This window comes from Rahnella perminowiae (genome assembly GCF_019049695.1).
GTDB lineage: Bacteria > Pseudomonadota > Gammaproteobacteria > Enterobacterales > Enterobacteriaceae > Rahnella > Rahnella perminowiae.
Genome location: NZ_JAFMOT010000188.1, coordinates 480,550 through 503,855 on the forward strand (window position 1 = coordinate 480,550; position 23,306 = coordinate 503,855).

At 49.5% G+C, this 23,306-nt stretch carries 19 protein-coding genes; 13 read left to right on the forward strand and 6 right to left on the reverse strand.

All coding sequences use genetic code 11. The features are described 5' to 3' along the window. Positions 1 to 396 precede the first annotated feature (396 nt). Positions 397 to 3,687 carry a ribonuclease E gene (gene rne / locus J1781_RS25960; RefSeq protein ID WP_217234413.1) on the forward strand — a complete coding sequence of 1,097 codons (3,291 nt, stop codon included), beginning with the start codon at positions 397 to 399 and terminating at the stop codon, positions 3,685 to 3,687. A 76-nt stretch (positions 3,688 to 3,763) separates the two neighbouring features. Here rne and J1781_RS25965 read toward each other — a convergent pair whose 3' ends face one another. Then, a complete protein-coding gene (locus J1781_RS25965; protein WP_129951839.1) occupies positions 3,764 to 4,051 on the reverse strand; it encodes a putative quinol monooxygenase in 288 nt (95 codons plus the stop codon). A 224-nt stretch (positions 4,052 to 4,275) separates the two neighbouring features. Here J1781_RS25965 and pyrC point away from each other — a divergent pair, with 224 nt between their 5' ends. The 5 genes from pyrC to J1781_RS25990 all read left to right on the forward strand — a co-directional run bounded on the left by pyrC (position 4,276) and on the right by J1781_RS25990 (position 8,392). Beyond that, on the forward strand, positions 4,276 to 5,325 hold the full coding sequence (gene pyrC, locus J1781_RS25970; protein ID WP_217234414.1) for a dihydroorotase: 1,050 nt from the start codon (positions 4,276 to 4,278) through the stop codon (positions 5,323 to 5,325). An 81-nt stretch (positions 5,326 to 5,406) separates the two neighbouring features. Then, positions 5,407 to 5,661 carry a DNA damage-inducible protein I gene (gene dinI / locus J1781_RS25975; protein WP_129951841.1) on the forward strand — a complete coding sequence of 85 codons (255 nt, stop codon included), beginning with the start codon at positions 5,407 to 5,409 and terminating at the stop codon, positions 5,659 to 5,661. A gap of 346 nt (positions 5,662 to 6,007) precedes the next feature. Continuing rightward, a complete protein-coding gene (bssS, locus tag J1781_RS25980; protein WP_129951842.1) occupies positions 6,008 to 6,262 on the forward strand; it encodes a biofilm formation regulator BssS in 255 nt (84 codons plus the stop codon). A gap of 144 nt (positions 6,263 to 6,406) precedes the next feature. Continuing rightward, positions 6,407 to 7,522 (forward strand): N-methyl-L-tryptophan oxidase, encoded by a 1,116-nt coding sequence (gene solA, locus J1781_RS25985; RefSeq protein WP_129951843.1) that lies wholly within the window; start codon positions 6,407 to 6,409, stop codon positions 7,520 to 7,522. A 201-nt stretch (positions 7,523 to 7,723) separates the two neighbouring features. Continuing rightward, positions 7,724 to 8,392 carry a LuxR C-terminal-related transcriptional regulator gene (locus tag J1781_RS25990; protein ID WP_129951844.1) on the forward strand — a complete coding sequence of 223 codons (669 nt, stop codon included), beginning with the start codon at positions 7,724 to 7,726 and terminating at the stop codon, positions 8,390 to 8,392. A gap of 212 nt (positions 8,393 to 8,604) precedes the next feature. Here the strand turns inward: J1781_RS25990 and J1781_RS25995 are convergent, their stop codons facing one another. Genes J1781_RS25995 through J1781_RS26005 form a run of 3 tightly spaced genes read right to left on the reverse strand, consistent with a single transcriptional unit; the run spans position 8,605 to position 13,921 of the window. After that, entirely contained in the window at positions 8,605 to 9,648 is a 1,044-nt protein-coding gene (locus J1781_RS25995) for an AI-2E family transporter (protein ID WP_129951845.1), read from the reverse strand. A gap of 28 nt (positions 9,649 to 9,676) precedes the next feature. Then, positions 9,677 to 12,772 carry an efflux RND transporter permease subunit gene (locus J1781_RS26000; RefSeq protein ID WP_217234415.1) on the reverse strand — a complete coding sequence of 1,032 codons (3,096 nt, stop codon included), beginning with the start codon at positions 12,770 to 12,772 and terminating at the stop codon, positions 9,677 to 9,679. A gap of 9 nt (positions 12,773 to 12,781) precedes the next feature. Next, positions 12,782 to 13,921: an efflux RND transporter periplasmic adaptor subunit gene (locus tag J1781_RS26005; protein WP_217218869.1), complete on the reverse strand. Its 1,140-nt coding sequence runs from the start codon at positions 13,919 to 13,921 to the stop codon at positions 12,782 to 12,784. Positions 13,922 to 14,474: 553 nt separating this feature from the next. Between J1781_RS26005 and J1781_RS26010 the strand changes: the two genes are divergently transcribed. After that, a complete protein-coding gene (locus J1781_RS26010) occupies positions 14,475 to 15,020 on the forward strand; it encodes a cytochrome b (protein WP_129951848.1) in 546 nt (181 codons plus the stop codon). 64 nt (positions 15,021 to 15,084) lie between these two features. Then, on the forward strand, positions 15,085 to 15,660 hold the full coding sequence (locus tag J1781_RS26015) for a YceI family protein (RefSeq protein ID WP_217234426.1): 576 nt from the start codon (positions 15,085 to 15,087) through the stop codon (positions 15,658 to 15,660). A 64-nt stretch (positions 15,661 to 15,724) separates the two neighbouring features. Here the strand turns inward: J1781_RS26015 and trhO are convergent, their stop codons facing one another. Continuing rightward, entirely contained in the window at positions 15,725 to 16,780 is a 1,056-nt protein-coding gene (gene trhO / locus J1781_RS26020) for an oxygen-dependent tRNA uridine(34) hydroxylase TrhO (RefSeq protein WP_129990522.1), read from the reverse strand. A gap of 229 nt (positions 16,781 to 17,009) precedes the next feature. On the opposite strand from trhO, the gene J1781_RS26025 reads away from it, so the two are divergent. From J1781_RS26025 to mdtG, 4 genes are all read left to right on the forward strand, one after another. Beyond that, a complete protein-coding gene (locus J1781_RS26025) occupies positions 17,010 to 18,107 on the forward strand; it encodes an NADH:flavin oxidoreductase/NADH oxidase (RefSeq protein WP_217219038.1) in 1,098 nt (365 codons plus the stop codon). Between the two features lie 373 nt (positions 18,108 to 18,480). Then, positions 18,481 to 19,416 (forward strand): Kdo(2)-lipid IV(A) acyltransferase, encoded by a 936-nt coding sequence (locus J1781_RS26030; protein WP_129951851.1) that lies wholly within the window; start codon positions 18,481 to 18,483, stop codon positions 19,414 to 19,416. 214 nt (positions 19,417 to 19,630) lie between these two features. Beyond that, positions 19,631 to 20,065, forward strand: coding sequence for a DoxX family protein (locus J1781_RS26035; protein WP_217156607.1), 435 nt, complete (start codon positions 19,631 to 19,633; stop codon positions 20,063 to 20,065). A 287-nt stretch (positions 20,066 to 20,352) separates the two neighbouring features. Then, on the forward strand, positions 20,353 to 21,591 hold the full coding sequence (gene mdtG / locus J1781_RS26040; RefSeq protein WP_129990523.1) for a multidrug efflux MFS transporter MdtG: 1,239 nt from the start codon (positions 20,353 to 20,355) through the stop codon (positions 21,589 to 21,591). Between the two features lie 164 nt (positions 21,592 to 21,755). Here mdtG and J1781_RS26045 read toward each other — a convergent pair whose 3' ends face one another. Beyond that, a complete protein-coding gene (locus tag J1781_RS26045) occupies positions 21,756 to 22,154 on the reverse strand; it encodes a VOC family protein (RefSeq protein WP_129951854.1) in 399 nt (132 codons plus the stop codon). A 540-nt stretch (positions 22,155 to 22,694) separates the two neighbouring features. Between J1781_RS26045 and J1781_RS26050 the strand changes: the two genes are divergently transcribed. Continuing rightward, entirely contained in the window at positions 22,695 to 23,165 is a 471-nt protein-coding gene (locus tag J1781_RS26050) for a hypothetical protein (protein WP_217234416.1), read from the forward strand. Positions 23,166 to 23,306 lie beyond the last annotated feature (141 nt).

Genomic DNA, 23,306 nt, shown 5'->3' on the forward strand with positions numbered 1-23,306 from the left:
AATGGAATAATGAAGTTACTTTCGGCGTTGTTTCTCTTAAGTTAGGGAAAACGCAGGAATTATAGATTTGCCTGATCGCACAAAAACGCAGCAATGGCGTAAGACGTAATGTGAAATCAAGCAATTAGCGGGCTGCGGGTTGCAGCTTGGCCGGCGAACGGAATGAGATCTGTTAACGTAAATTCAGAAGCTATTCCCCTAATAAAAGTGCTGCTTTCACAACGCTGGTGTCTTTAATACAGCAAAAGCAGACTTACCGAAATAATGCGCCCCTATGCAAGCGACAGCCGTGAGGTTGACGATTTGCGAGAAGACTCGGGGCCAACGGTTTATCCGGTCATGAGGTCATTTTGCCCGCAGCTCTGTCAATAATGGAATAATAATGAGTAAGTTAAGATGAAAAGAATGTTGATTAACGCAACTCAGCAAGAAGAGTTGCGCGTTGCCCTTGTAGATGGACAGCGGCTGTATGATTTGGATATTGAAAGTCCGGGCCATGAGCAGAAAAAAGCGAATATTTACAAAGGCAAAATTACCCGCATAGAACCTAGTCTGGAAGCAGCATTCGTAGATTACGGCGCGGAACGACATGGTTTCCTCCCTCTGAAAGAAATTTCCCGCGAATATTTCCCTGGTAATTATGCTTCTCATGGCCGCCCGAACATCAAAGATGTGCTGCGCGAAGGTCAGGAAGTGATTGTTCAGGTAGATAAAGAAGAGCGTGGAAATAAAGGCGCAGCACTGACGACGTTTATCAGTCTGGCCGGTAGTTATCTGGTTCTGATGCCAAACAATCCACGTGCCGGGGGTATTTCCCGCCGTATTGAAGGCGATGACCGTACTGAACTGAAAGAAGCCTTATCCTCCCTGCAACTGCCTGATGGCATGGGTCTGATTGTGCGTACTGCCGGTGTCGGCAAATCCGCAGAAGCTCTGCAATGGGACCTGACTTTCCGCCTCAAGCATTGGGATGCGATCAAGAAAGCCGCTGAAGGCCGCCCTGCTCCGTTTCTGATCCATCAGGAAAGCAATGTTATCGTTCGGGCGTTTCGTGATTACCTGCGCCCGGACATCGGTGAGATCCTCATCGATAACCCGAAAATTCTCGATCTGGCAAAAGAACATATTGCCGCGTTGGGCCGTCCTGATTTCAGCAGCAAAATTAAACCGTATGTGGGTGAGATTCCGCTGTTCAGTCACTACCAAATTGAATCGCAAATTGAATCCGCTTTCCAGCGTGAAGTCCGTCTGCCTTCCGGTGGCTCTATTGTTATCGACAGCACCGAAGCGCTGACCGCTATCGACATCAACTCCGCACGTGCCACCCGCGGCGGCGATATCGAAGAAACCGCATTCAACACTAACCTTGAAGCAGCAGATGAAATTGCCCGTCAGTTACGTCTGCGCGATCTCGGTGGTCTGATTGTTATCGACTTCATCGACATGACGCCCGTTCGCCACCAGCGCGAAGTCGAAAATCGTCTGCGTGATGCTGTTCGTCAGGACCGCGCCCGTATTCAAATCGGCCGCATTTCCCGTTTCGGTTTACTGGAAATGTCCCGTCAGCGCCTTAGCCCTTCATTGGGTGAATCAACGCACCATATCTGCCCGCGTTGTGCAGGTACCGGTACCGTCCGTGACAACGAATCCCTGTCACTGTCGATTCTGCGTCTGATCGAAGAAGAAGCACTGAAAGAAAATACCAAAGAAGTCCATGCCATCGTTCCGGTGCCTATCGCTTCTTACTTGCTGAACGAAAAACGTGAATCGGTGAATGCCATCGAAAAACGTCAGGGCGGTGTGCGCGCGGTGATCGTGCCTAACGATCAAATGCAAACTCCGCACTACCATGTCCTGCGTGTTCGTAAAGGCGAAGAAATCTCTGCACTGAGCTATCTGCTGCCACAGATTCATGAAGCAGAAATGCTGCAACCTTCTGAAGAATTGCCCGCTGAGCGTCGTCGTCCTGAGCAACCCGCTCTGGCTGCGTTTGCGCTGCAAAGCGAAGCGCCTCCGTCCAGCTTTGAGCCGACGACCGAAACCGAAGAGCCGGTTAAAGTCAGAACCACAACAGTTAACGCTCCTGCAACACCTGTTGCTGAAAAATCAGGTTTTGTCAGCCGTCTTCTGAGCGGTCTGAAAAGCTTGTTCGCGCCTGAGCCACAGCAGGAAGTTAAACCTGTTGAAGCACCAAAAGAGGCTCAGGAAGCGGCTGAAACGGAAAATCGCCGTAACAACGAACGCCGTAATCCACGCCGCCAGGGCGGACGTCGTGAGCGCAACGGAGAACGTGGCGATCGCAATGACCGCGGTAATCGTGGTGAACGTGGCGAAGGCCGCGACAATAATCGTGATAATCGTGGCGAAAGCCGTGATAGCCGCGAAAATAATCGTGAACAGCGTGATGATCAGCGCCGTGGCCGCCGTAATCAGGAACCGGTTGTTACCGAAACCCGTAGCGAAGAGGTTGAAACGGCCGCGCGTGAAGAGCAGCAACAACAGCCTCGTCGTGAACGCTCACGTCGCCGTTCTGAAGACAAGCGCAAACCACAGACTGAAGAAAAAGTTCAGGAAGTCGCAGCCGTTGAACAGGTTGCTGCGCCGGTGGTTGCTGATGAAACTGAGCAGGAAGATCGTCAGCCAACTCAGCGCCGTCAGCGTCGTCAGTTATCGCATAAAATCCGCTTCGAGTCTGAAACAGACGTTGATCACGAAGAAGAAGCCGCAGCACAGCTATTGATCACCGGCACTCGCCCGGCGGCTCCTGTGATTGCTGAGCAGGAACCTTCTGATGCTGAAACAACAAACATTACCGATAACGAAGATAATCAGAATGACAATGGCCGTGAAAATGGTATGCCACGTCGTTCACGCCGCTCGCCACGCCACCTGCGTGTAAGTGGTCAACGTCGTCGTCGTTATCGTGATGAACGTTATCCGACTCAGTCACCTATGCCACTTGCCGGTGCGTTTGTTTCTCCGGAAATGGCTTCGGGTAAAGTCTGGGTCACTTATCCGGTTGCTCCGTCTTCTGAACTACAGGTTGCTGAAACAGAAACCCCTGAAGTGCTGACTGAACAGGTTGAGATTGCACAGGCGAATACGCCGGTACTGTCTGAGATCGCTGAAGTTGCACAACCGTCAACCGCTGAACCTGCCGATGTTGTTGAAGCTGTTGCACAAGAAACGCCAGCCGAAACTACACTAACCGACGTTGCGCAGCCTGTTGCCGAAGAGCCAGTTCTCGTTGAACCGGCAACAGCTGAACCCGTCGTGGAAACGCCTGTTGTTGACGTTGCACCTGAAGCACACGAGCCAGTGGTCGTGGAACCAACGCCTGTTCTCGCTGAACCTGAAGTTCAGGCCCCGGTGCCAGTCGCCGAACCTGAAGTGAAAGCTGAAGAGAAATCAGAACCGGTGGCTGACGTTAAACCTGCTGCAGAAGCTGCGCCAGTTGCAGTCGTGCCTGCAGTCACGGAAGCTGCGATTGTTGCACCTCGCTTCAAGCACCACGCGACAGCGCCTATGACGAAAGCTCCGGCACCCGCCTATATACAAGAGCCTCCTCGTCACAGTGACTGGGTTCGCCCTGAGTTCAACTTTGAAGGTAAAGGTTCTGCAGGTGGTCATGCGGCAGTCGCTACTGCAACAGCCCCGGCAACCAAACCTGAAATGCCAGCCGAGTAACTGCTGAGCAGTGAGACTCAAAAACCCGCCTCGGCGGGTTTTTTTTTTAAAGAAAATGACCAGAGGTTCAACCCGATCAGGCCAGACTTTTCAACCGGCGAATCGTAAGTTCCTCCAGTTTACCTTCCAGGCTTTTTGCAAAGTGTTGGAAATGCTCGGTCTTGTTGTGCTGATTCAGCGCCTCTTCAGAGGCCCATCGTTCGTAGAAAACAAAGGTACCCTCTGTATCGAGATCCTGATGCAGCTCATATTGCAGGCACCCTACTTCCAGCCGGCTTGGTTCAATGACATCAAGCAACGCTTCTGTCACTTTTGACTTGAATTCTGCTTTAGCGACAATAGTGGCAACCACTCTGATTTCCATAATAATTCTCCTGTTTTTTTTGGTCATGCTTCAGGGCGTACCGGGAAGCACTCTGACTAAAATCTATTCCCACTATGAACCTGTCGATGCATTGATTTCAATACGAACTTTATTTAACGGATGCAACACAACGCTTTTACGCTTATTCTTGTTCCCCGCCGTTAATGCTCCCATTACCGCACCTGTTCTCTCTATTTTGTCCCTCAATGCCGGAGTTTTGCCTGATGACCGCAACACCGCAAGTTTTGAAAATCCGCCGTCCAGATGACTGGCATATTCACCTTCGTGACGACCACATGCTCAGCACGGTGTTACCTTTCACCAGTGAAGTATTCGGTCGCGCCATTGTTATGCCAAACCTCACTCCCCCCGTAACCACCGTGGCGGATGCGATAGCATATCGTGACCGGATTATGGCCGCGTTGCCTGCAGGACATAACTTTACTCCTCTGCTGACCTGCTATTTGACCGATTCTCTGGATCCGGAAGAAATTGCGTGCGGTTTCGGACAAGGTGTATTCACTGCGGCAAAACTGTATCCGGCCAATGCGACAACAAATTCTCAGCATGGCGTTTCTGATGTCAAAAAGATTTATCCTGTTTTGGAGCGTATGCAGAAAATCGGCATGCCTTTGCTGATCCACGGTGAAGTTACGCACAACCATGTAGATATTTTTGACCGTGAAGCCCGTTTCATTGATGAAGTCATGGATCCGGTACGTCGTCAGTTTCCTGAATTGAAAATTGTCTTCGAGCACATCACCACCAAAGAAGCCGCGCAATATGTTCTTTCTGGCAATCAGTATCTGGGTGCGACCATTACGCCACAGCATCTGATGTTCAACCGCAACCACATGCTGGTTGGCGGTGTACGTCCGCATCTGTTCTGTCTGCCAGTCCTCAAACGTAATATTCATCAGGAAGCATTGCGTGAAGTTATCGCCAGCGGGGCTGATCGCTTCTTCCTGGGTACCGACTCTGCGCCGCACACGAAAGGCCGTAAAGAATCAAGCTGTGGCTGCGCGGGTTGCTTTAATGCCCCGCTGGCGTTATCAGCTTATGCGACCGTCTTTGAAGAACTCAATGCGCTGCAACATTTTGAGGCGTTTTGCTCCCTGAACGGCCCGCGTTTCTATGGCCTGCCGCTGAATGAAGACTTCATCGAATTGTCCCGTATCCCGGTGACACAGCCTGAAGAAATTGTTTTAGGCCATGAATCTATTGTGCCATTCCTGGCAGGTCAGACACTGGCCTGGAAAGTGACGTCTTACTAACAACAAATTCTCACCAGCGCGTATTGCACTGATCATGATTTGACTGTATAAACATACAGTCAAATCTATTCAGGAGGTCCTATGCGTGTTGAAGTCACAATTGATAAAACCAAGCCTCTGCCTGCCGGCGCGCTGGACGCGTTATCAGGTGAATTGAGTAAAAGAATTAACAAACAGTTTTCCGACCGCGAAAATAAAATCCAGGTGCGATATGCCGGGGCAAATAGCCTGTCTGTTCTGGGCGGGGCAAAAACTGACCGCGACCTGATTGAGGAAATTCTTCAGGAAACCTGGGAAAGCGCTGACGACTGGTTCTCCAATCAGAATGATGACTAAGCCGATGGAATTTCTGAAAAGCTATTCATTCTCTCCCCCCTATCTATAATAATCAGGTTTATTAAAACCACGCCGAAAGGCTATTTTTGTATTTCACCGGGCGTCGCAGTCCGGTTTTTTATTCCTTTTTACTGCATAAAACAGACTATTCTGAAAAATAAAATTTAGGTTAACTTCAGATTATTCCGTTTAATAAATAATCAACACAAATTATTTACAATTTAATTCTCTTAAACCACTCCCTAAATCGCTTTATCTGTTTATACTGAAATAGCTCACATGATAATGAGCCGCATTGATCCTCAGATAGTCACTCACGTCAGTCACTACAATATAAGGGGTCTATATGGACAGAAATGATGAAGTTATTCAGACACACCCGCTTGTTGGTTGGGATATCAGTACCGTCGACTCTTATGACGCCATGATGATACGCCTTCATTATCTGTCTTCAAAAGACCAGACACCCGAGGATGCTCAGGTAGACAGAACCTTGTGGTTAACTACCGACGTTGCACGGCAACTCATTACCATCCTTGAAGCCGGCATCGAAAAGATAGAATCTAACGAGTACGAATACAGTGATCACCGTAAACATTAATCTTTACCTGCACGTCTGAGGCACCAGCGATTTATCCTGGTGCCTTTTTCTTTGCCTCCGCCCTGCTTGCCTTCTTCGCTGTAAACTCTCTATCATGCCCGTAGCCAGCTTGTTAAAAACTCTCACCACAGGAACGTTTTAATTATGGATTACGATCTCATTATCGTAGGCAGCGGTTCGGTCGGTTCAGCCGCAGGTTACTACGCCACCCGTTCCGGCTTGAAAGTGCTGATGATAGACAGCGCAATGCCACCCCATCAGGCGGGGAGCCACCATGGCGAAACACGCCTTATCCGCCACGCTTACGGCGAAGGCTCACGTTATGTGCCAATGCTGTTGAGAGCGCAAACGCTTTGGGATGAACTGGCAGAACTCAGCAACGATAAGATTTTCCATCGCAGCGGCGTTCTGAACATAGGTCCTGAAAATTCAGAATTTATCCGTAATGTTAAGCACAGTGCAGAAACCTACCGTCTGGTCACACAATCTCTCAGTTCGGCCGAAATCCGCGAAAAATGGCCTCTTTTCACCTTACAGGACGGCTATTGCGGTGTGTACGAACCCAACTCGGGTTTTCTGCAAAGTGAAATGGCGGTGTCGGCGTATATTCGCCTTGCGCGGGAAGCCGGTTGTGCGCAGCTATTCAACTGCCCTGTTGAAAGCATTAACTGGCTGGATGATAGCATTGAAGTGACAACGATTGACGGAGTCTACCGCGGGGCCAAACTGGTGGTAGCAGCGGGAACCTGGGTCACAAAAATCCTGCCAGCGTTGCCCGTTAAACCTTTGCGTAAAGTGTTTGCCTGGTTCCATGCAGATGGCCGCTACAGTGAAGAAAACCATTTTCCCGCCTTTACGCTCGAAACGCTGCAAGGTGACCAGTATTATGGATTCCCCTCTGTTAAGGATGAACTGAAATTGGGGAAACATAATGGTGGTCAATGGATAACCGAACCTGAACAACGTAAATCTTTTGGCAGCTTCAGTCAGGATGGAACGGAATCATTCAATTTCTTCCGCCATTTCCTCCCGGGCGTGGGTGTCAGTTTGCGTGGTGCCTCATGCACTTATGATATGACGGCTGATGAAGATTTCATTATTGATACCCTGCCGGAAAGAGAAAATACGTTAGTGATTTCGGGGCTAAGTGGTCATGGGTTTAAATTCGCCAGTGTATTAGGAGAAATAGTTAGCCTCTTCGGTAACAATCGTCCTATTCCTTTTGATCTTACTCCCTTTTCTCTTAATCGGTTCAATTAATGTAAAATATTTTCTGCCCTCGTGGATATTTAGCGGGGGTTATCATTTTATTTTCTTTATGATTTTTCTAATTCCAGTTTGAACAAGATCAACAGACTCGCATTTCCGAATTGACAGCATTAGAGAAAAGAATCTATGCTGGATACAGAAATCACAGGAGTGGTTTCCTGCGCGTAATGTTACGCATGACAAGGATGTGATATGAAAGTTTGTATAATTGAACCCTGTGGTTTTACGCGCTTAGGAATTTTCTCTTATCTCGTTGAAAATAATAGTCTTGATATTATTGATACTGTGAATATTTCTCATTCCCTTAATTTAATTCCTGAATTCGAACCAGATATTATCCTGGTAAATATGACGATTAATTGCCATACTGCAGAACTATCTGAAGAATTAAAAACCTTCTTTGAATTTCGTCATAGCGCCCGAATATACTGCTACGTTGATGCTCACTATCCGAATACCGAAACGCCAATTGCTGTAACCCGTGAAGTCTCTATTCTCAACAAGCAGTCGCTCACCGCCCTCTTGCAACAGATTGCTGAAGACCCTGAAGCATTTATGCCGATAAATAACATCGGCCTGCCAAAAACGTTACTGAGCGATCAGGAAATTCTGGTGATGAGTTACTGGATGTCTGAAATGCCGAACTATCGCATTGCCAGAAAATTAAACATCAGCAGCCGTACTGTTTATGTTCATAAACGGCATCTGGCGCAAAAAATCCGAGTCCGTAACCGGCTGGAGTTTTGTTTCATTTACAATCTGATTAAGTATTTATTCTGGCCGATTGATGATATTTCAGCAACGCCCATCAGCCGGCAGATTAAAGACGACCTGCAGATGATTTACAAAAATTACAGCTAAATCTGCGAACATCTTGAATGCCCTGATCATTCAGGGCATTTTTACGTGACGGCATTCTTTCTCACTTTTTTAAATATTTTCCCTGTATTCTCCGTCTCCCGCCAGGTTGTACTGTAACTGCAGAAATCTGCAACGGACGTCATGGCACGCCTGTACCCCTACCCTCATGGCAGAACAGTGAATGCGCTCGCTCATCATTTCGAAGAGAAAAGCTAACTTTTGCGTTCTGCGGGACAATCACCCAGAAGCACAGTAATTTTGTGGCCTGCCGCTGTGGCTTCAAGCGCTATCCTGAGCACAATCGTCAGTGGCACCGAAAGCAACATGCCAACCGGCCCCATCAGCCATCCCCAGAAGATCAACGACATAAAGACCACGAGTGTCGATAAACCTAATCCGCGCCCCAAAATTTTCGGATCAATAATACTGCCGAAAACCAGATTGATCAGGATATATCCCCCCGTTAGGATCAATCCTTCAGTGGAACCATTAAACAGAAAGGCCTGAATGATCGGCGGGATAGCCGCGATAAAAGAACCTATGTTGGGAATGTAATTAAGGGCAAAAGCCAGCATCCCCCACAGAAAAGCAAAACGAATGCCGGTAACCGCCAGTAAGGCCCAAACAGCCAGCCCCGTTACCACACTGATCAGTGTTTTGATCACCAGATAGCGTGTCACACTGTCCAGCGCACGCTGAACATTCGCCATGCCCTTGTCCGGGTCATCTGACATTTGTTCCACTTTGTAGGGCAGTTGCGGGACTTCAAGCAGCATGAATGCAACGGTCATCAGCAGTAAGAACAACCCCGCCATCGCATTGGACAAATAGCTGATCAACTTACTGACCAGATTCAGCGTCGCCGCGGGATCAATGTATCCGGCCAGTTGTTCGGAGGATAGCGTCAGCCCGCTTTGCGGAAACCAGGCTTCGATATCACTGAGTTTCTCAACTAACAGTCCGCGATATTGTGGCAATGTACGGGCAAACTCATTGAGTGTCACCAGCAGTTTGGTCGTGAGGAAAACCATCATGCAAATTACCAGTGTCGCCACCAGCAAAACAGCCAATGCCCTGGGCACTCGCCATTTCTCCAGCAAGACAATCAGCGGATTCAATACGAAAGCCAGAAAAAGCGCCAGAATAAAGGGCACGATAATATCTGCCGCGGATTTAATTCCCGCGAAGATAACTACCAGCATTGCCATCATTACAACAGCTTTCAGGCCCTGAGTTGTTACGATCATTTTACGCACATCTTTCTCCTGAAACTGGCCGGATCCTTTAGCGAGATTTCACCCACTCACGCAGACGCTGGATATGTACGTACAGTGCCGGAATAAATAAGATCCCTGCCGTCGTGGATAACAACATCCCACTGAACACCGTTACGCCGATGATATGGCGGCTCATGGCTCCGGCACCGGATGCCATGACCAGCGGTAACACCCCAAGAATAAATGAGATTGCGGTCATCATTACCGCACGGAAACGCTGTTTTGCCCCATCCTGAGCCGCGTCATGTACCGACGCCCCCTCTTCTCTTCTGGCTTTCGAGAACTCAACGATCAGAATGGCATTCTTCGCTGCGAGCCCTATGAGCAAGACCATGCCGATCTGAGCGTAGACATCGTTGCTTAGTCCTGCTACATGCAGGCCGGCGATTGCGCCAAACACCGCAAATATCACGGAAATCATGACAATAAGAGGGATGCTCCAGCTTTCGTATTGCGCCACCAGAAACAAATACGCAAACAGCAATGCGGCCGCATAGATAAGAATAGCCTGGCCGCCAGCCTGTATTTCCTGCAATGACATGCCGGTCCATTCATAACCGTAACCCGCAGGTAATGTCCCGTTCAGGATATGTTCCATCTGTGCCATAGCTTCACCGGAGCTGATACCGGGTGCTGCCGAGCCGCTGATCGCCAGGGAAGGAAACTGGTTATATTGGGTAATAAATGGCGCACCCAACGATGGTGTCAGTTCAACCATCTTCGCAAGGCTGACCAGTGAGCCGTTGTCGCTGCGTACCGTCAGTGCAGATATCTGGTCTGCACGTTGGCGGTCATCCATTTCATTTTGCATCTGCACATTATACAGACGGTTATTAATGATGAAATCGCTGACGTTAACCCCGCCTAGTGACGTCTGTAACGTACCGAAGATACGGCTGACCGGCACCTGCATCAACGCTGCACGGTCGCGGTCCACACTCAGGGCAATTTCCGGTACGGACGCACTGAAGGTGGTAAATACGCGGCTCAGGCTGGGATCCTGATTAGCGGCCTGGATCAGCGCCTGCCCTGTGGCAGCCAGTTCTTGCGGGGATTGCCCCTGTAATGCCTGCAAACGCAAATCCAGCCCTGATGCTGTACCTAATCCGGAAATCGCGGGCGGATTTATGGCCATAATTATCGCAGAAGGAATGCCGGCCATCGCCGGTTGCAGCCGCCCGATCACCTGATCCACACGGCTACGCTCGTCCCATGGCTTGAGCAATACAATACCAAAGGCGGCGTTTGGCGAGCTCCCGCCGCTCAGCAGGCTGAAGCCACTGATAGCGATCACATCCTCGACCGCCGGGTCTTTCTGCATAATCTGCTGCATTTGTTCAAGCACAACATCGGTACGGTTTAATGATGCGCCATCAGGTAACTGTACATTCACAAAGAAGTAGCCCTGATCTTCATCTGGCAGAAAGGATTTTGGCAAACTGCTGTAGCCCCATACGCTGGCTCCGCCGATCAGACAAACCGTCACAATGCTGGTAAACACATTTTTGCTGATCCCCCTTGTAGCTTTCACATACACGTTACGGACGTGCTCCAACCCGAGATTGAACCCGCGAAAAACACGTGCCGGTTTGTCCGGGCGCGGTTTCAGCAGGGATGCACAAAGCGCAGGGGTCAGAGTCAGCGCGTTGATACTCGATAAAACGACGGCTGCTGACAGCGTGACAGCAAACTGACGATACAGTGCGCCGGTAATCCCTGGCAGAACGGCAACCGGAACGAACACCGCCAGCAATACCACGGTAGTCGCGATGATCGGCCCGGCGATCTGCTTCAGGGCTTCACGGGTTGCAGCCACACGCCCGAGCGACGGATCTTCCATCATCAGACGCTCCACGTTTTCCACCATCACGATGGCATCATCGACCACGACTGTCAGCGCCAGAATAATGGCAAACAAGCTGAGAGTATTGGCGGAATAGCCAAAGGCATAAAGCACGGCAAAGGTGCCCAGCAAAGAAACAGGAATGGTCAGTGCCACGATAAATGTCGCCCGTGCACTTTGCAGAAACAGGTAAACAACCGACAGCACGACGATAAAGGTCAGCACCAGTGAAACGGTAATTTCATCGAGCGTAGCACTGACAAAACGGGTCGAGTCGAATTTGATTTCATAAGTCAGATCATCAGGAAAATTGCGCACCTGACGCGACATTTCCTCACGCACCGCGTCCGCCACACTCAGCGCATTCGCTCCCGGCGCGGGGTATACCGAGAGAAAAGCTGACGGTGTCTGGTTCAGTGTCGCATTCACCTGATAATCCTGCGCGCCCAGCTCAATACGGGCGACATCGCGCAAACGCACCGTACCGCCATGCGCGTTTTTACGCACAATAATATTGCCGAACTCCTGCGCTGAACTCAGACGCCCTGCCCCGCTGATCGTCAGGGTTTGCTGTTGCATTGACGGGCTCGGTGATGCGCCAATCTGCCCGGCCGCAGCCTGCACATTCTGATTATTAATCGCGGTGCTAATTTCCATACTGCTGACATCCAGCGCTTCCATTTTGCGCGGATCCAGCCAGATACGCATGCTGTAGTCACGCGAACCAAAAACCCGAACATCACCTACGCCATCAACACGCGCCAGCGCATCACGCAACTGGATGCTGGCAAAGTTGCTGATGAATAACATGTCATGGGTTTTCTCCGGTGAAAGGAGGCTGATACCCATCAGTATATTGGAAGCCTGTTTGCGCACCGACACGCCCGTATTCAGCACTTCTGGCGGAAGACGGGAGCTGACCTGTGAAATACGATTTTGTACTTCGACGGCTGCCGTATCCGGATCAGTACCGCTGGCGAAGGTAATAGTCAGCGTGTAGCTGCCGTTATTGCCGCTGTTCGATGACATATAAAGCATGTTACTGACACCGTTGACCTGTGCCTCGATCGGCGCAGCAACAGACTCCGCGACGTCCCGTGCACTCGCACCGGGATAAATCGCACTGACTGACACCACCGGTGGCGTAATATCCGGATATTGCTCAACCGGGATAACCTTCAGGGCGACGGCACCGATCAGCGCCGTCACCAGAGCAATAACCACCGCAAAACGGGGTCTTTTGATAAATTTCTGGAGCATCGTTGTTCCTTAACGTTTTTTCGCGGCCATATCCGGGGCTTCGGTTGCCCGTGCGTTCACTTCCATTCCTGGCCGGATCCATTGCTGGCCTTCGGTCACGACTTTTTCTCCGCCCTGCAAGCCCTCTATGACGAAATAACCGTGTCCGATCTGCGCGCCAAGCCTCACCAGCCGCGCTTCTACGCGCTGCCCGGCATTGACCAGCAAAACAAAATGCCCTGTCGCATTTTGCTGCACAGCCTGCGCAGGTAATACCGGCAGTGAATGTCCGGAACGCGGCTTTGCCGCTACATTCACAGTGCCCCCCGGCAGCAAACGATGATCAGGATTTGCTACGGTCAGCCTGACCGGTAAAGTGCCTGTTTGCACATCAATACGGTTACCGATGGATTCCAGCGCCGGCGCTTTCATGTAAGGCGAACCGTCAGATAAACGCAGAGAAAGCATCATGTTATCGGCCATGAAGGCGTCCTGCAGCGTGCCACTGCTGTGGCTGGCACTGAGAACATCACGTTCGTTCACTGAAATCACTACGCGCACCGGATCAAGCTGCACGATCTCCGTGAGCACACCGCTGGCCGGATTCACCAGGCTTCCGGTATGAAAATGGCTTACGCCGATACGCCCTGAAATGGGGGCCGTAATGCGGGTGTAGCTCAGTTGTAGTTCCTGAGTTTTCAGCGCTGCCTGCGCCTGTGTGACGGCTGCACGGGCAGTATCACGCGCGGCCAGCGCAGCATCAACGTCTGACTGACTGACGGTCCGCGCATCACCGAGACGCTGTATACGGTTCAGATGGGTCTGGGCATGACGCGCGGTGGCATTGGCACTGTCTAACCGGGCTTTGGCCTGCGCGACAGCCGCCTGATGCAAAGCGGGTTCTATTTCATACAAAACGTCGCCTGCATTCACAAACTGCCCTTCCTCAAAGGCACGACGGGCAATAAAGCCTTCGGTACGGCTGGTCACATTGACGGCCTGAACAGCTTCAAGGCGACCCAGGTATGTGCGGCTGACGCCATCAGGTTGGGTAGCAATTGTCACTGTTGTCACCGCTGGCAGAAGTTGCGCAGCCGCACCGGTCAGGGGGAATGATAAGAGGGTCAGCAGTACAGGCACTGCCATAAAACGACGCATTGCAGGAAACATAAAGTCACTCTCCATGTGATGTCGGACGTGGCACCTTTAATTCAGCGAAAATGCACACACCGGCAACATCAGATAATAATCTATAAAAAAATTCCTAATCAGAATTATTGAGGATTATAAATATTGTCTGATATCACAAGCTGATCTCGATCAGCTTGTGAATGAACCTTTAACTTCTTTACGTTTTATTTAATCACCATTTAGATTCTTATTCTGAATAAAAAATCCATTATTCTCTGCTGCACAACGGGTGAAATAAAAACAGCACTTAGTATTAATCACAGCCGAAATTATAATTTTTACTCAGTTTTTTAGAAATAGAAATAACTTTACGGTTGGTGACAAATCCTTACAAAGCATCTCCTGTACTGGATCAGCTATGCCAAAATTCGTTTACATCAAAAAATAACAAAACTACTGAACAAAAACTCCTTAAAAACATCAAAAATAATGAATGAGTTAAATTAATTGCAACATTTGAAAATAATAGTTTGCCAAAATGTTTCTAAGTGTTTAATTTTCAGCAATACCTTATTACTGAGAACGCCATCCTATGCACTGGAAAAATACCCCCGTCCGCTTTGGTTCTATTTCCATGTTAATTCATTGGCTCGTCGCTCTGGCTGTTTATGGTTTATTTGCACTGGGATTATGGATGGTCGGACTGGGTTATTACGATACCTGGTATCACCGTGCGCCAGAAATACATAAAAGTGTCGGCATCCTGATTTTTGCTGCGATGGTATTTCGTCTCGCCTGGCGGTTTATTTCTCCGCCACCCAAACCGCTGGACAGTTACAGCGCGAAAACACGCATCGGCGCCTGGCTGGCTCACGTTCTGTTGTTCACCGGCCTGTTCGGCATTTTGATCAGCGGCTATCTGATTTCAACGGCTGAAGGCCAGCCGGTCAGCGTCTTCGGTTGGTTTGAGGTACCTGCTACGTTGTTTGGGCTGGAACAACAGGCTGATATTGCGGGCACCCTGCATCTGTGGATGGCGTGGGGCATTGTCATCATTTCAGGTTTTCACGCCCTTGCCGCACTTAAACATCATTTCATCGATCGCGACAGCACCCTGATGCGCATGCTGGGGCGCTGATCCGGTTTACGTTCTGCTCTTTACTTATGTTGTTCACATTATGGATAAACGGAGAATAACCATGTTGAAAAAGACCACTCTGGGTTTAACGCTGGCCTCGCTGTTACTGGCGGCGGGTTCGGCAACGGCAGCCAGCTACAAGATCGACAAAGAAGGTCAGCACGCGTTTATTGAATTTCGTATCAAGCATTTAGGTTATAGCTGGCTGTATGGCAGCTTTAACGATTTCGATGGCGGATTCACCTTTGATGAGAAAAATCCGGCTGCGGATAAAGTCAATGTCACCATCAATACCACCAGCGTCTTTACGAATCATGCCGAGCGTGACAAACATCTGCGCAGCGCTGAATTCCTGAATGTTGGCAAACATCCGCAGGCTACGTTCAAATCAACGTCAGTGACAAAAGAAGGTGAAAACCTGGCAGTGACCGGTGATTTGACGCTTAACGGCGTCACTAAGCCTTTAACATTACAGGCGAAATTGCTCGGTCAGGGCAAGGATCCGTGGGGCGGTTACCGTGCTGGCTTTGAAGCGGCAGGCACCCTCGCACTGAAGGATTACGGTATCACGACCGATCTGGGCCCGGCATCGCAGAACGTTGAGCTGATCATTTCTGTCGAGGGTGTGCAGGAGAAATAATTCCTGCCGCCAACGTAAAGGCCCTGAATCGCTCCCGCCATTCAGGGCCTTTTATAGACACCGGTCAGTCGTTTTCAGGTGCCGGAATATGCATGGTGGTTTGCAATAATCCCTTGGATTTATTGAAAATTTTTATGCCATTCTCGCGGCCCGCGCGCAAAGCCCGTTGTTCTTCTACCGGTAGCTTCAGCTCTGTCATACAGATTTCGCTGCAACATCCGTCAAATTTCGCTGCACACGTCGGACACTGAATAAACAGCAGATGGCAACCGTCATTTTTACAGTTGGTGTGATTATCACAGGCTGTACCGCACTGATGACAATGCGCAATCACGTCATCAGAAATACGCTCACCCATACGTTCATCAAACACAAAATTTTTGCCTTTGAATTTAACAGGTAAACCCTTCTCTTTGGCACGACGAGCATATTCGATAATGCCGCCTTCCACGTGATACACATTCTTAAAACCTTTGTACAGCATGTACGCACTGGCTTTCTCACAGCGGATGCCCCCGGTGCAATACATCACAATTTTCTTATCTTTGTCTTCTTTAAGCATATCAACGGCCATGGGCAGTTGATCGCGGAAAGTGTCAGACGGGACTTCAATCGCGTTATCAAAATGCCCCACCTCGTATTCGTAGTGGTTACGCATATCGACAAACAAGGTGTCCGGATCGTCAATCATGGCATTGACCTGTTCAGCTTTCAGGTACTCACCTACGTTTGACGGATCGAAAGAATCATCATCAATCCCGTCCGCTACGATGCGGTCACGCACTTTGAGACGCAGCACCCAGAAGGATTTACCGTCATCTTCCAGCGCAACATTCAGCCGGACCTGATCCAGCGCCGGATGGCTGGAAAACAACCCGGTTTTAAACGCTTCAAACTGGCTCTGCGGTACGCTGATTTGCGCGTTAATCCCTTCTTTTGCGACGTAAATACGGCCAAACACGTTAAGGCGTGTCAGACTGACATACAGAGCGTCACGGAAGGCCTTTGGATCTTCAAGCTGGAAATACTTATAAAAAGAAACCGTTGTACGGGGCTCAGTTTCAGCCAACATGCGCGCACGGAGTTCCTCATTAGAAATACGGTTATGTAACACTGGCATGGTGTACGTTCCTGTCTTTCAGGGAAATTTAACTATTGAATACCGAATAGCTACTTTTGAAGCGGCAAGATTATACATTAAAGCAACAACGAGGACATCTTACGTTGAAAATTCGGCAGAAGAAAAACACCTGCTGTTCATTGCCCATTTTTGAAATGCGATAACCTACTCTTAGTTGTTATCTATCCTTGTAGTCCATCACCACGCTGAATTTTAAGGGGCATAAAACATGAGTAAGCTTTTTGAACCGATTTCCTTAGGGAAGCTGACCCTCGCTAACCGCATCGTGATCGCGCCAATGTGCCAGTATTCATCCGACGAAGGGAAAGCCACATCCTGGCATCACGCGCATCTTGGGCAGTTATCCTTTTCCGGCGCGGGTTTACTGATCCTTGAAGCGACCGCTGTTGAAGCCGTCGGACGCATTTCGGCCCAGGACTTAGGCTTATGGGATGATGAAACCGAAGCTGCCATGAAGGATTTAGTGACCGGCTTACGCGACAACAGTGATATGCCACTCGGTCTGCAACTCGGACATGCCGGGCGTAAAGCCTCGTGCGCTGCCCCCTGGAATGGTGGTGCACAAATTCCTCCCTCCGCAGGCGGCTGGCAGACGGTTGCGCCCTCACCGCTGGCCTTCGCGGAAGGTACCGAAGCCCCGCTCGCGATGTCCACGGAACGTATCGCAGAACTGAAAAAAGCCTATGTTGATACGGTTCGCCGCGCAGATCGCCTGGGCTTTGATCTGCTGGAGCTGCACGGCGCGCACGGTTACCTGTTGCATCAGTTCCTGTCACCGCTTTCAAACCAGCGCACCGATCAGTACGGCGGGTCTCTGGAAAACCGCATGCGTCTGCTTTTGGAAATTTTCACGGAAATCCGTGCGGCATTCCCGGCAGAAAAACCGATTGGCGTACGCATTTCTGCGACCGACTGGGTAGACGGGGGCTGGGATCTGGAGCAGTCCGTTGAACTCGCCAAAGCGCTCGACGAGCTGGGTTGCAGCTACATCCACGTCTCCAGCGGCGGCCTGAGCCCGCAGCAGAAAATCACGGTGGGTCCGAACTATCAGGTCCCCTTCGCGGATAGCATTAAGCGCCATGTAAAAATGCCGGTGATTGCGGTGGGTCTGATCACAGAACCGGAACAGGCCGAAGCGATTATCGGCACCGGGCAGGCAGACATGATTGCTCTGGCGCGCGGCATTTTGTACAACCCGCGCTGGCCCTGGCATGCGGCGGCAAAACTGGGGGAAAAAGTGGCTGCGCCGAAACAGTACTGGCGCAGCGAGCCTCACAGCGTCAAAGGTCTTTTTCTGCCGAAATAATCGCCTGACTTAACATTAACGCGGGACTCGCCAGAAACGGCATTTCGCAAACGTGATCCCGGGCGGCGGTAGTGTCGCCCGTTTCATTGACAAAAAGGCATTCTCTACTGATATTTGAATCATGGTGAGTGAATATGCCGGGAAATTAATGCGTACTTTTTGTTTTACATTCACGCAAACTATAAGTAAATGAGGTATTAGTGCCGTGGATTTTCACCTCACACCGAAAAAATGCCACAATATTCCACTTTGCTGCAAAAAATAACGTACAACGCATATTCCGGATGAATATGTGTCCGTGTTTCTGTGGCAGGCTGCTGCATTAGACAGAGCTTATAAACTTTCTACTTCGACTCACTGACGCAGAGATTCTATGACTCAGGTACCAACCTTTACTCGTTCGTTACTGCACCCGCGCTACTGGATCACCTGGATGGGTCTGGGACTGCTTTATGTGCTGGTGTTACTGCCTTACCCGGTCATTTACCGCATCGGTACCGGCCTGGGCCGCTTCTCAATGCGCTTCCTGAAACGTCGCTATAAAATCGCCCGGCGTAATCTCGAATTATGTTTCCCGGACATGCGTGCGGAACAGCGCGAAGATATGATACTGAAAAACTTCGAGTCCGTCGGCATGGGCTTGTTTGAAACTGGCATGGCGTGGTTCTGGCCAGACTGGCGCATAGAGCGCTGGTTCAAAGTCAGCGGTCTGGAACATATCCAGCATGCGAGAGAGAATAAACAAGGGGTTCTGCTAATCGGTGTGCATTTCCTGACGCTGGAACTGGGTGCGCGTATCTTTGGGATCCATAATCCCGGCGTGGGCGTTTACCGTCCTCACGATAACAAGCTGATGGATTGGATCCAGACCAAAGGCCGTATGCGGTCTAACAAAGGGATGCTGGATCGCAAAGATCTCAAAGGGATGATCCGCAGCCTCAAGCAAGGCGACATCATCTGGTACGCACCGGATCATGACTACGGTCCGCGAGCCAGCGTATTTGTGCCCTTTTTTGCGGTAGATAAGGCCGCCACCACAACCGGGACATATCTGCTGGCACGCATGGGCAAACCGGCGATTATTCCCTTCACTCCGCGACGACTGCCGAAAGGTGAAGGTTATGAGATGATTATTCATCCTCAGGTCGCTGACTTCCCGCTGGATGACGAAGTGGTTGCCGCAGCGTACATGAACAAAGTGGTGGAAAACGAGATCCGCCAGGCACCGGAGCAGTATATGTGGCTGCATCGTCGGTTTAAAACACGCCCGCAGGGTGAGCCTTCGCTCTACAAACCCCTTAGCGATTAATCAATCAAAACCGGTCCGGCCACCGTCGCTGGTCCGGTTTTTTGATTTGCTTCATCAATTTTTTTCACAAACTTCTTCAAACTTATCAGATTTTATCCGATCCTGTTTAGGCCAATACTCTCCCCATCATTTCTCCACGTGATTACTCCGCTTATTTTGGAGCCGCGTGACCCCCGCCTCTGAACAGGCATGTTACCTTTAAAAGGAACACATTATGTTGGCTAAACTGAACGCCGCCTTTACCCGTGCTGTTGATCATCAGAATTTCGGTAAGCTTTTGTTGCGTCTGACTTTTGGTATTTTAGTTTTATTCCACGGTGTGGCAAAAGTGGAAAATGGTGTGGGCTGGATTGCACAGATGTTACAAGCTGATGGCCTGCCTGGCTTTATTGCTTACGGTGCCTATATAGGTGAAGTGATCGCACCGGTGCTGATTATTCTGGGTATATTCACCCGCCCTGCCGCGCTGATTCTGGCATTCAATATCTTAGTGGCCGTTTTCCTGGTTGTTGGCGGCAAATTCTTCACCGTCACCGAAGTGGGTGCCTGGGGACTGGAAGGTGAAGCTCTGTATTTCTTCGGTAGCCTGGCCATTATGTTCCTGGGTAGCGGCCGTTACTCTGTTATGAAGAACGAAGCCCTCCGTTAAGATCTGGTTTTAGTTGTGTCTTTCATTGTCTGTTTTTAATTCTGTGTCTGTCGCGGTCAGCCTCGGTGCTGACCGTTTTTTTTGACTTTTACCGCGCTGAATTGCTCTTCTTTATCCCGCCAAATTTTTTGAACCTGTATTTCACTTGGCTTGTTACAGTTCATTAACATCATTGAAGTGAATGATAATTAGGCGCATAATTATCAAGCCAACTGACTGTTATTTGTGCTCTGTCTTGTTTCTTTCTCTCATTCCAGAGCAAATCTGATCCCTTTATTCGGTACTATATGACTTCGGCCTCTGAACCTGAAATCGCCCCAGATCCCATTAACTGGAAACGAAATTTATTTGTTGCCTGGATCGGTTGTTTCCTTACCGGTGCTGCATTCAGTCTGATCATGCCTTTCCTGCCCCTTTACGTGGAAACCCTCGGCGTAACCGGTCATGAATCCCTGAATATGTGGTCCGGGCTGGTGTTTAGTATCACTTTCCTGTTTTCCGCCATCGCCTCACCTTTCTGGGGTGGGCTCGCCGATCGTAAAGGCCGAAAAATCATGCTGCTGCGCTCTGCACTTGGTATGGCGATTGTCATGGCGTTAATGGGATTTGCACAAAACATCTGGCAGTTTCTGGTTCTGCGTGCATTACTCGGTTTGCTTGGCGGATTTGTTCCTAATGCCAATGCGCTGATCGCCACCCAAATTCCGCGCAATAAAAGCGGCTGGGCACTCGGCACGCTGTCTACCGGTGCCGTGAGTGGCGCCCTGATTGGTCCGCTGGTCGGCGGCTTGCTCGCTGACAGCTACGGTTTGCGGCCGGTTTTCTTCATCACAGCGTCCGTGCTGTTTCTCTGCTTCCTGATGACGCTGTATTTCATCCGTGAGCAATTTGTCCCTGTGAACAAAAAAGATATGCTCAACCGTAAACAGGTTTTCGCTTCACTGAAAAACCCCAAACTGGTGCTCTGTCTGTTCGTCACGACGCTGATTATTCAGGTAGCAACCGGTTCTATTGCGCCCATACTCACGTTGTATGTGCGTGAACTGGCGGGAAATACCCAGAACCTGGCGTTTATCAGCGGTATGATAGCTTCGGTGCCGGGCGTGGCCGCACTGATGAGTGCGCCGCGTTTAGGCAAACTCGGTGACCGGATAGGCCCCGAGCGGATCCTGGTGGCGATGATGGCGTTATCTGTGCTGTTATTGATTCCGATGGCCTTTGTACAAACACCATTGCAGTTGGGTATTTTGCGTTTTCTGTTGGGTGCCTGCGATGGTGCATTGTTGCCAGCCGTTCAGACCCTGCTAATTTATAACTGCACGAATCAGGTGGCAGGACGGGTATTTAGCTACAACCAGTCATTCCGTGATGTCGGCAATGTCACCGGTCCGCTATTGGGTGCCGCGGTCTCAGCCAGCTACGGCTTCCGGACGGTATTTTTTGTCACGGCGATGGTCGTATTATTTAATGCAGGATATTCGTACTGGTGTCTGCAACGCCGGCCGCATCAGGCCATGATTGACTGAATCACAAACGGCGAAGCAGAACGGGGCATTGAGTTTTAACTACCTGCGGCGGTACGGGTGAATGTTCCGTCACCTCAACGACTGGCCGTCGCGCTTCATAATGCTTGCCAGCCGTTGTGGCCGAAGCACAGACATCAGTTTCTGTACTCTGCTGACATTTATCGCTAGGCCGTCCAGTCACGCAATGCCAGTACTACCCGATAACCGTCAATGTCCTCAAAGGTTTTGCCGCATTCATCCCAGTAGGGATTAAACGACGGTACGGCAATAAAACCCGCCTGTAGCATCCGCTCGCACTGCATACTCCACTGCTGATTATCCGGGATATAGAACACCAGAAGATTGTCTTCGGTAGGCGCACGCCCCACGGACGAGCCGTGATGATGCGTAAATTCGAGATGATAATGATGATGCGCATGCCCGACCAGCACACCATCAAACCCCTGATGATCGCAAAAACTGCCAATGATGTCGAAACCCAGCCCTTCTGAATACATACGCGTTATTTGCCCGAGATTATCCGTCGGGCGCGCCACCCGTAAGATTGCCTGTCGTGAAACCATCTGTACTCCTGCTCTTTTTTAAATAGCCGCAACGGCGCGGGTAAGAAAATGAGAATAGCAGAAAAAATCTGACTGATTTCGTCTGAAAACTTGCATCCTGTCAGTTATCGACAACACTCTTTTAATCAGGTTTTTCACTGTCAGATGGCTGTTACTTATTCATTAATAACGCTATTTGCTGCAGATCTCTTTATCGTTCAACTCAGGAGACAACAATGAGCATGTACGCAACGCTGGAAGAAGCACAACAATCTTTTACACACCATTAAAACTGATAGTTAGTACTCAACCGTCACTACCTCACATATCACCTTCGTACCATTCCATTCATCCTTGTAGATACTTGTATCAATCCCGCATCCCGCTTCAAACGCTCCCCACACAATAAACACTACATATGCTGCATTAAAATTTACAAAGCACTACATAGTGTAAAATTGGAGACAATACGCACGCATAATGTATTGCAAAAGAGCAATCAGGATTGTACATTTAACCATGCTGTTTATCTAACCAGTACAATGGTGAGGGGAAAATTCTATGAGTAATAATTCAGTGTCTTTCGCAAGTGTTGAACAGATTACTTCGCGTCCAAATTATTCTTCAAATGTGAATATTACCGTTGAAAACTTTCACACTCTCATAGGTCGATACCATCTAAGTGAAAGTGTTCAGTGCCAAGTGAAAAGTGATCATGGTATCTGTGGGAAAAAACACCAAATTGGCTATGTTGGAGTTACTCAAAATGGCATGGAAGGATTAATTGGTGGATACTGCGGCGATAAGTATTTCGGGGAGAGTACGATTTTTGTTCAGGAAAAAAATCGTATAGATGCCGAGTTAGATAGAAGGGAGAATTTAGAAAAACTACTCAATTACAAAGAAAACTTTTTTTCATTAACTTCTCACTATAATGAGTTAAAAAAAAGTATCGAATTAATTAAAAAAAGAGCCAATCACCTATATAAGGGGTTTGACCTGCCCCCAGGATTAGATACAACCGTCAGTTAGTAATGTCGGTTTGTTGACCCGCTCCCCGTATGTGATCCATTCATAATCAGGAATAACCGGCTTCATGTTGGTTGTGTATTCTGGCAACCGGCAGACTTCTCAGCAAATTCTGACGGGGTCATCCAGCCCAGCGCAGAATGG

Coding starts and splice junctions, on each gene's coding strand:
- J1781_RS26050 (WP_217234416.1), top strand. CDS start 22,695: ATGAGTAATAATTCAGTGTCTTTCGCAAGTGTTGAACAGATTACTTCG.
- dinI (WP_129951841.1), top strand. CDS start 5,407: ATGCGTGTTGAAGTCACAATTGATAAAACCAAGCCTCTGCCTGCCGGC.
- J1781_RS25965 (WP_129951839.1), bottom strand. CDS start 4,051: ATGGAAATCAGAGTGGTTGCCACTATTGTCGCTAAAGCAGAATTCAAG.
- J1781_RS26035 (WP_217156607.1), top strand. CDS start 19,631: ATGTTGGCTAAACTGAACGCCGCCTTTACCCGTGCTGTTGATCATCAG.
- bssS (WP_129951842.1), top strand. CDS start 6,008: ATGGACAGAAATGATGAAGTTATTCAGACACACCCGCTTGTTGGTTGG.
- J1781_RS26025 (WP_217219038.1), top strand. CDS start 17,010: ATGAGTAAGCTTTTTGAACCGATTTCCTTAGGGAAGCTGACCCTCGCT.
- J1781_RS26000 (WP_217234415.1), bottom strand. CDS start 12,772: ATGCTCCAGAAATTTATCAAAAGACCCCGTTTTGCGGTGGTTATTGCT.
- pyrC (WP_217234414.1), top strand. CDS start 4,276: ATGACCGCAACACCGCAAGTTTTGAAAATCCGCCGTCCAGATGACTGG.
- mdtG (WP_129990523.1), top strand. CDS start 20,353: ATGACTTCGGCCTCTGAACCTGAAATCGCCCCAGATCCCATTAACTGG.
- J1781_RS25990 (WP_129951844.1), top strand. CDS start 7,724: ATGAAAGTTTGTATAATTGAACCCTGTGGTTTTACGCGCTTAGGAATT.
- solA (WP_129951843.1), top strand. CDS start 6,407: ATGGATTACGATCTCATTATCGTAGGCAGCGGTTCGGTCGGTTCAGCC.
- J1781_RS26045 (WP_129951854.1), bottom strand. CDS start 22,154: ATGGTTTCACGACAGGCAATCTTACGGGTGGCGCGCCCGACGGATAAT.
- J1781_RS26030 (WP_129951851.1), top strand. CDS start 18,481: ATGACTCAGGTACCAACCTTTACTCGTTCGTTACTGCACCCGCGCTAC.
- trhO (WP_129990522.1), bottom strand. CDS start 16,780: ATGCCAGTGTTACATAACCGTATTTCTAATGAGGAACTCCGTGCGCGC.
- J1781_RS26005 (WP_217218869.1), bottom strand. CDS start 13,921: ATGTTTCCTGCAATGCGTCGTTTTATGGCAGTGCCTGTACTGCTGACC.
- rne (WP_217234413.1), top strand. CDS start 397: ATGAAAAGAATGTTGATTAACGCAACTCAGCAAGAAGAGTTGCGCGTT.
- J1781_RS26010 (WP_129951848.1), top strand. CDS start 14,475: ATGCACTGGAAAAATACCCCCGTCCGCTTTGGTTCTATTTCCATGTTA.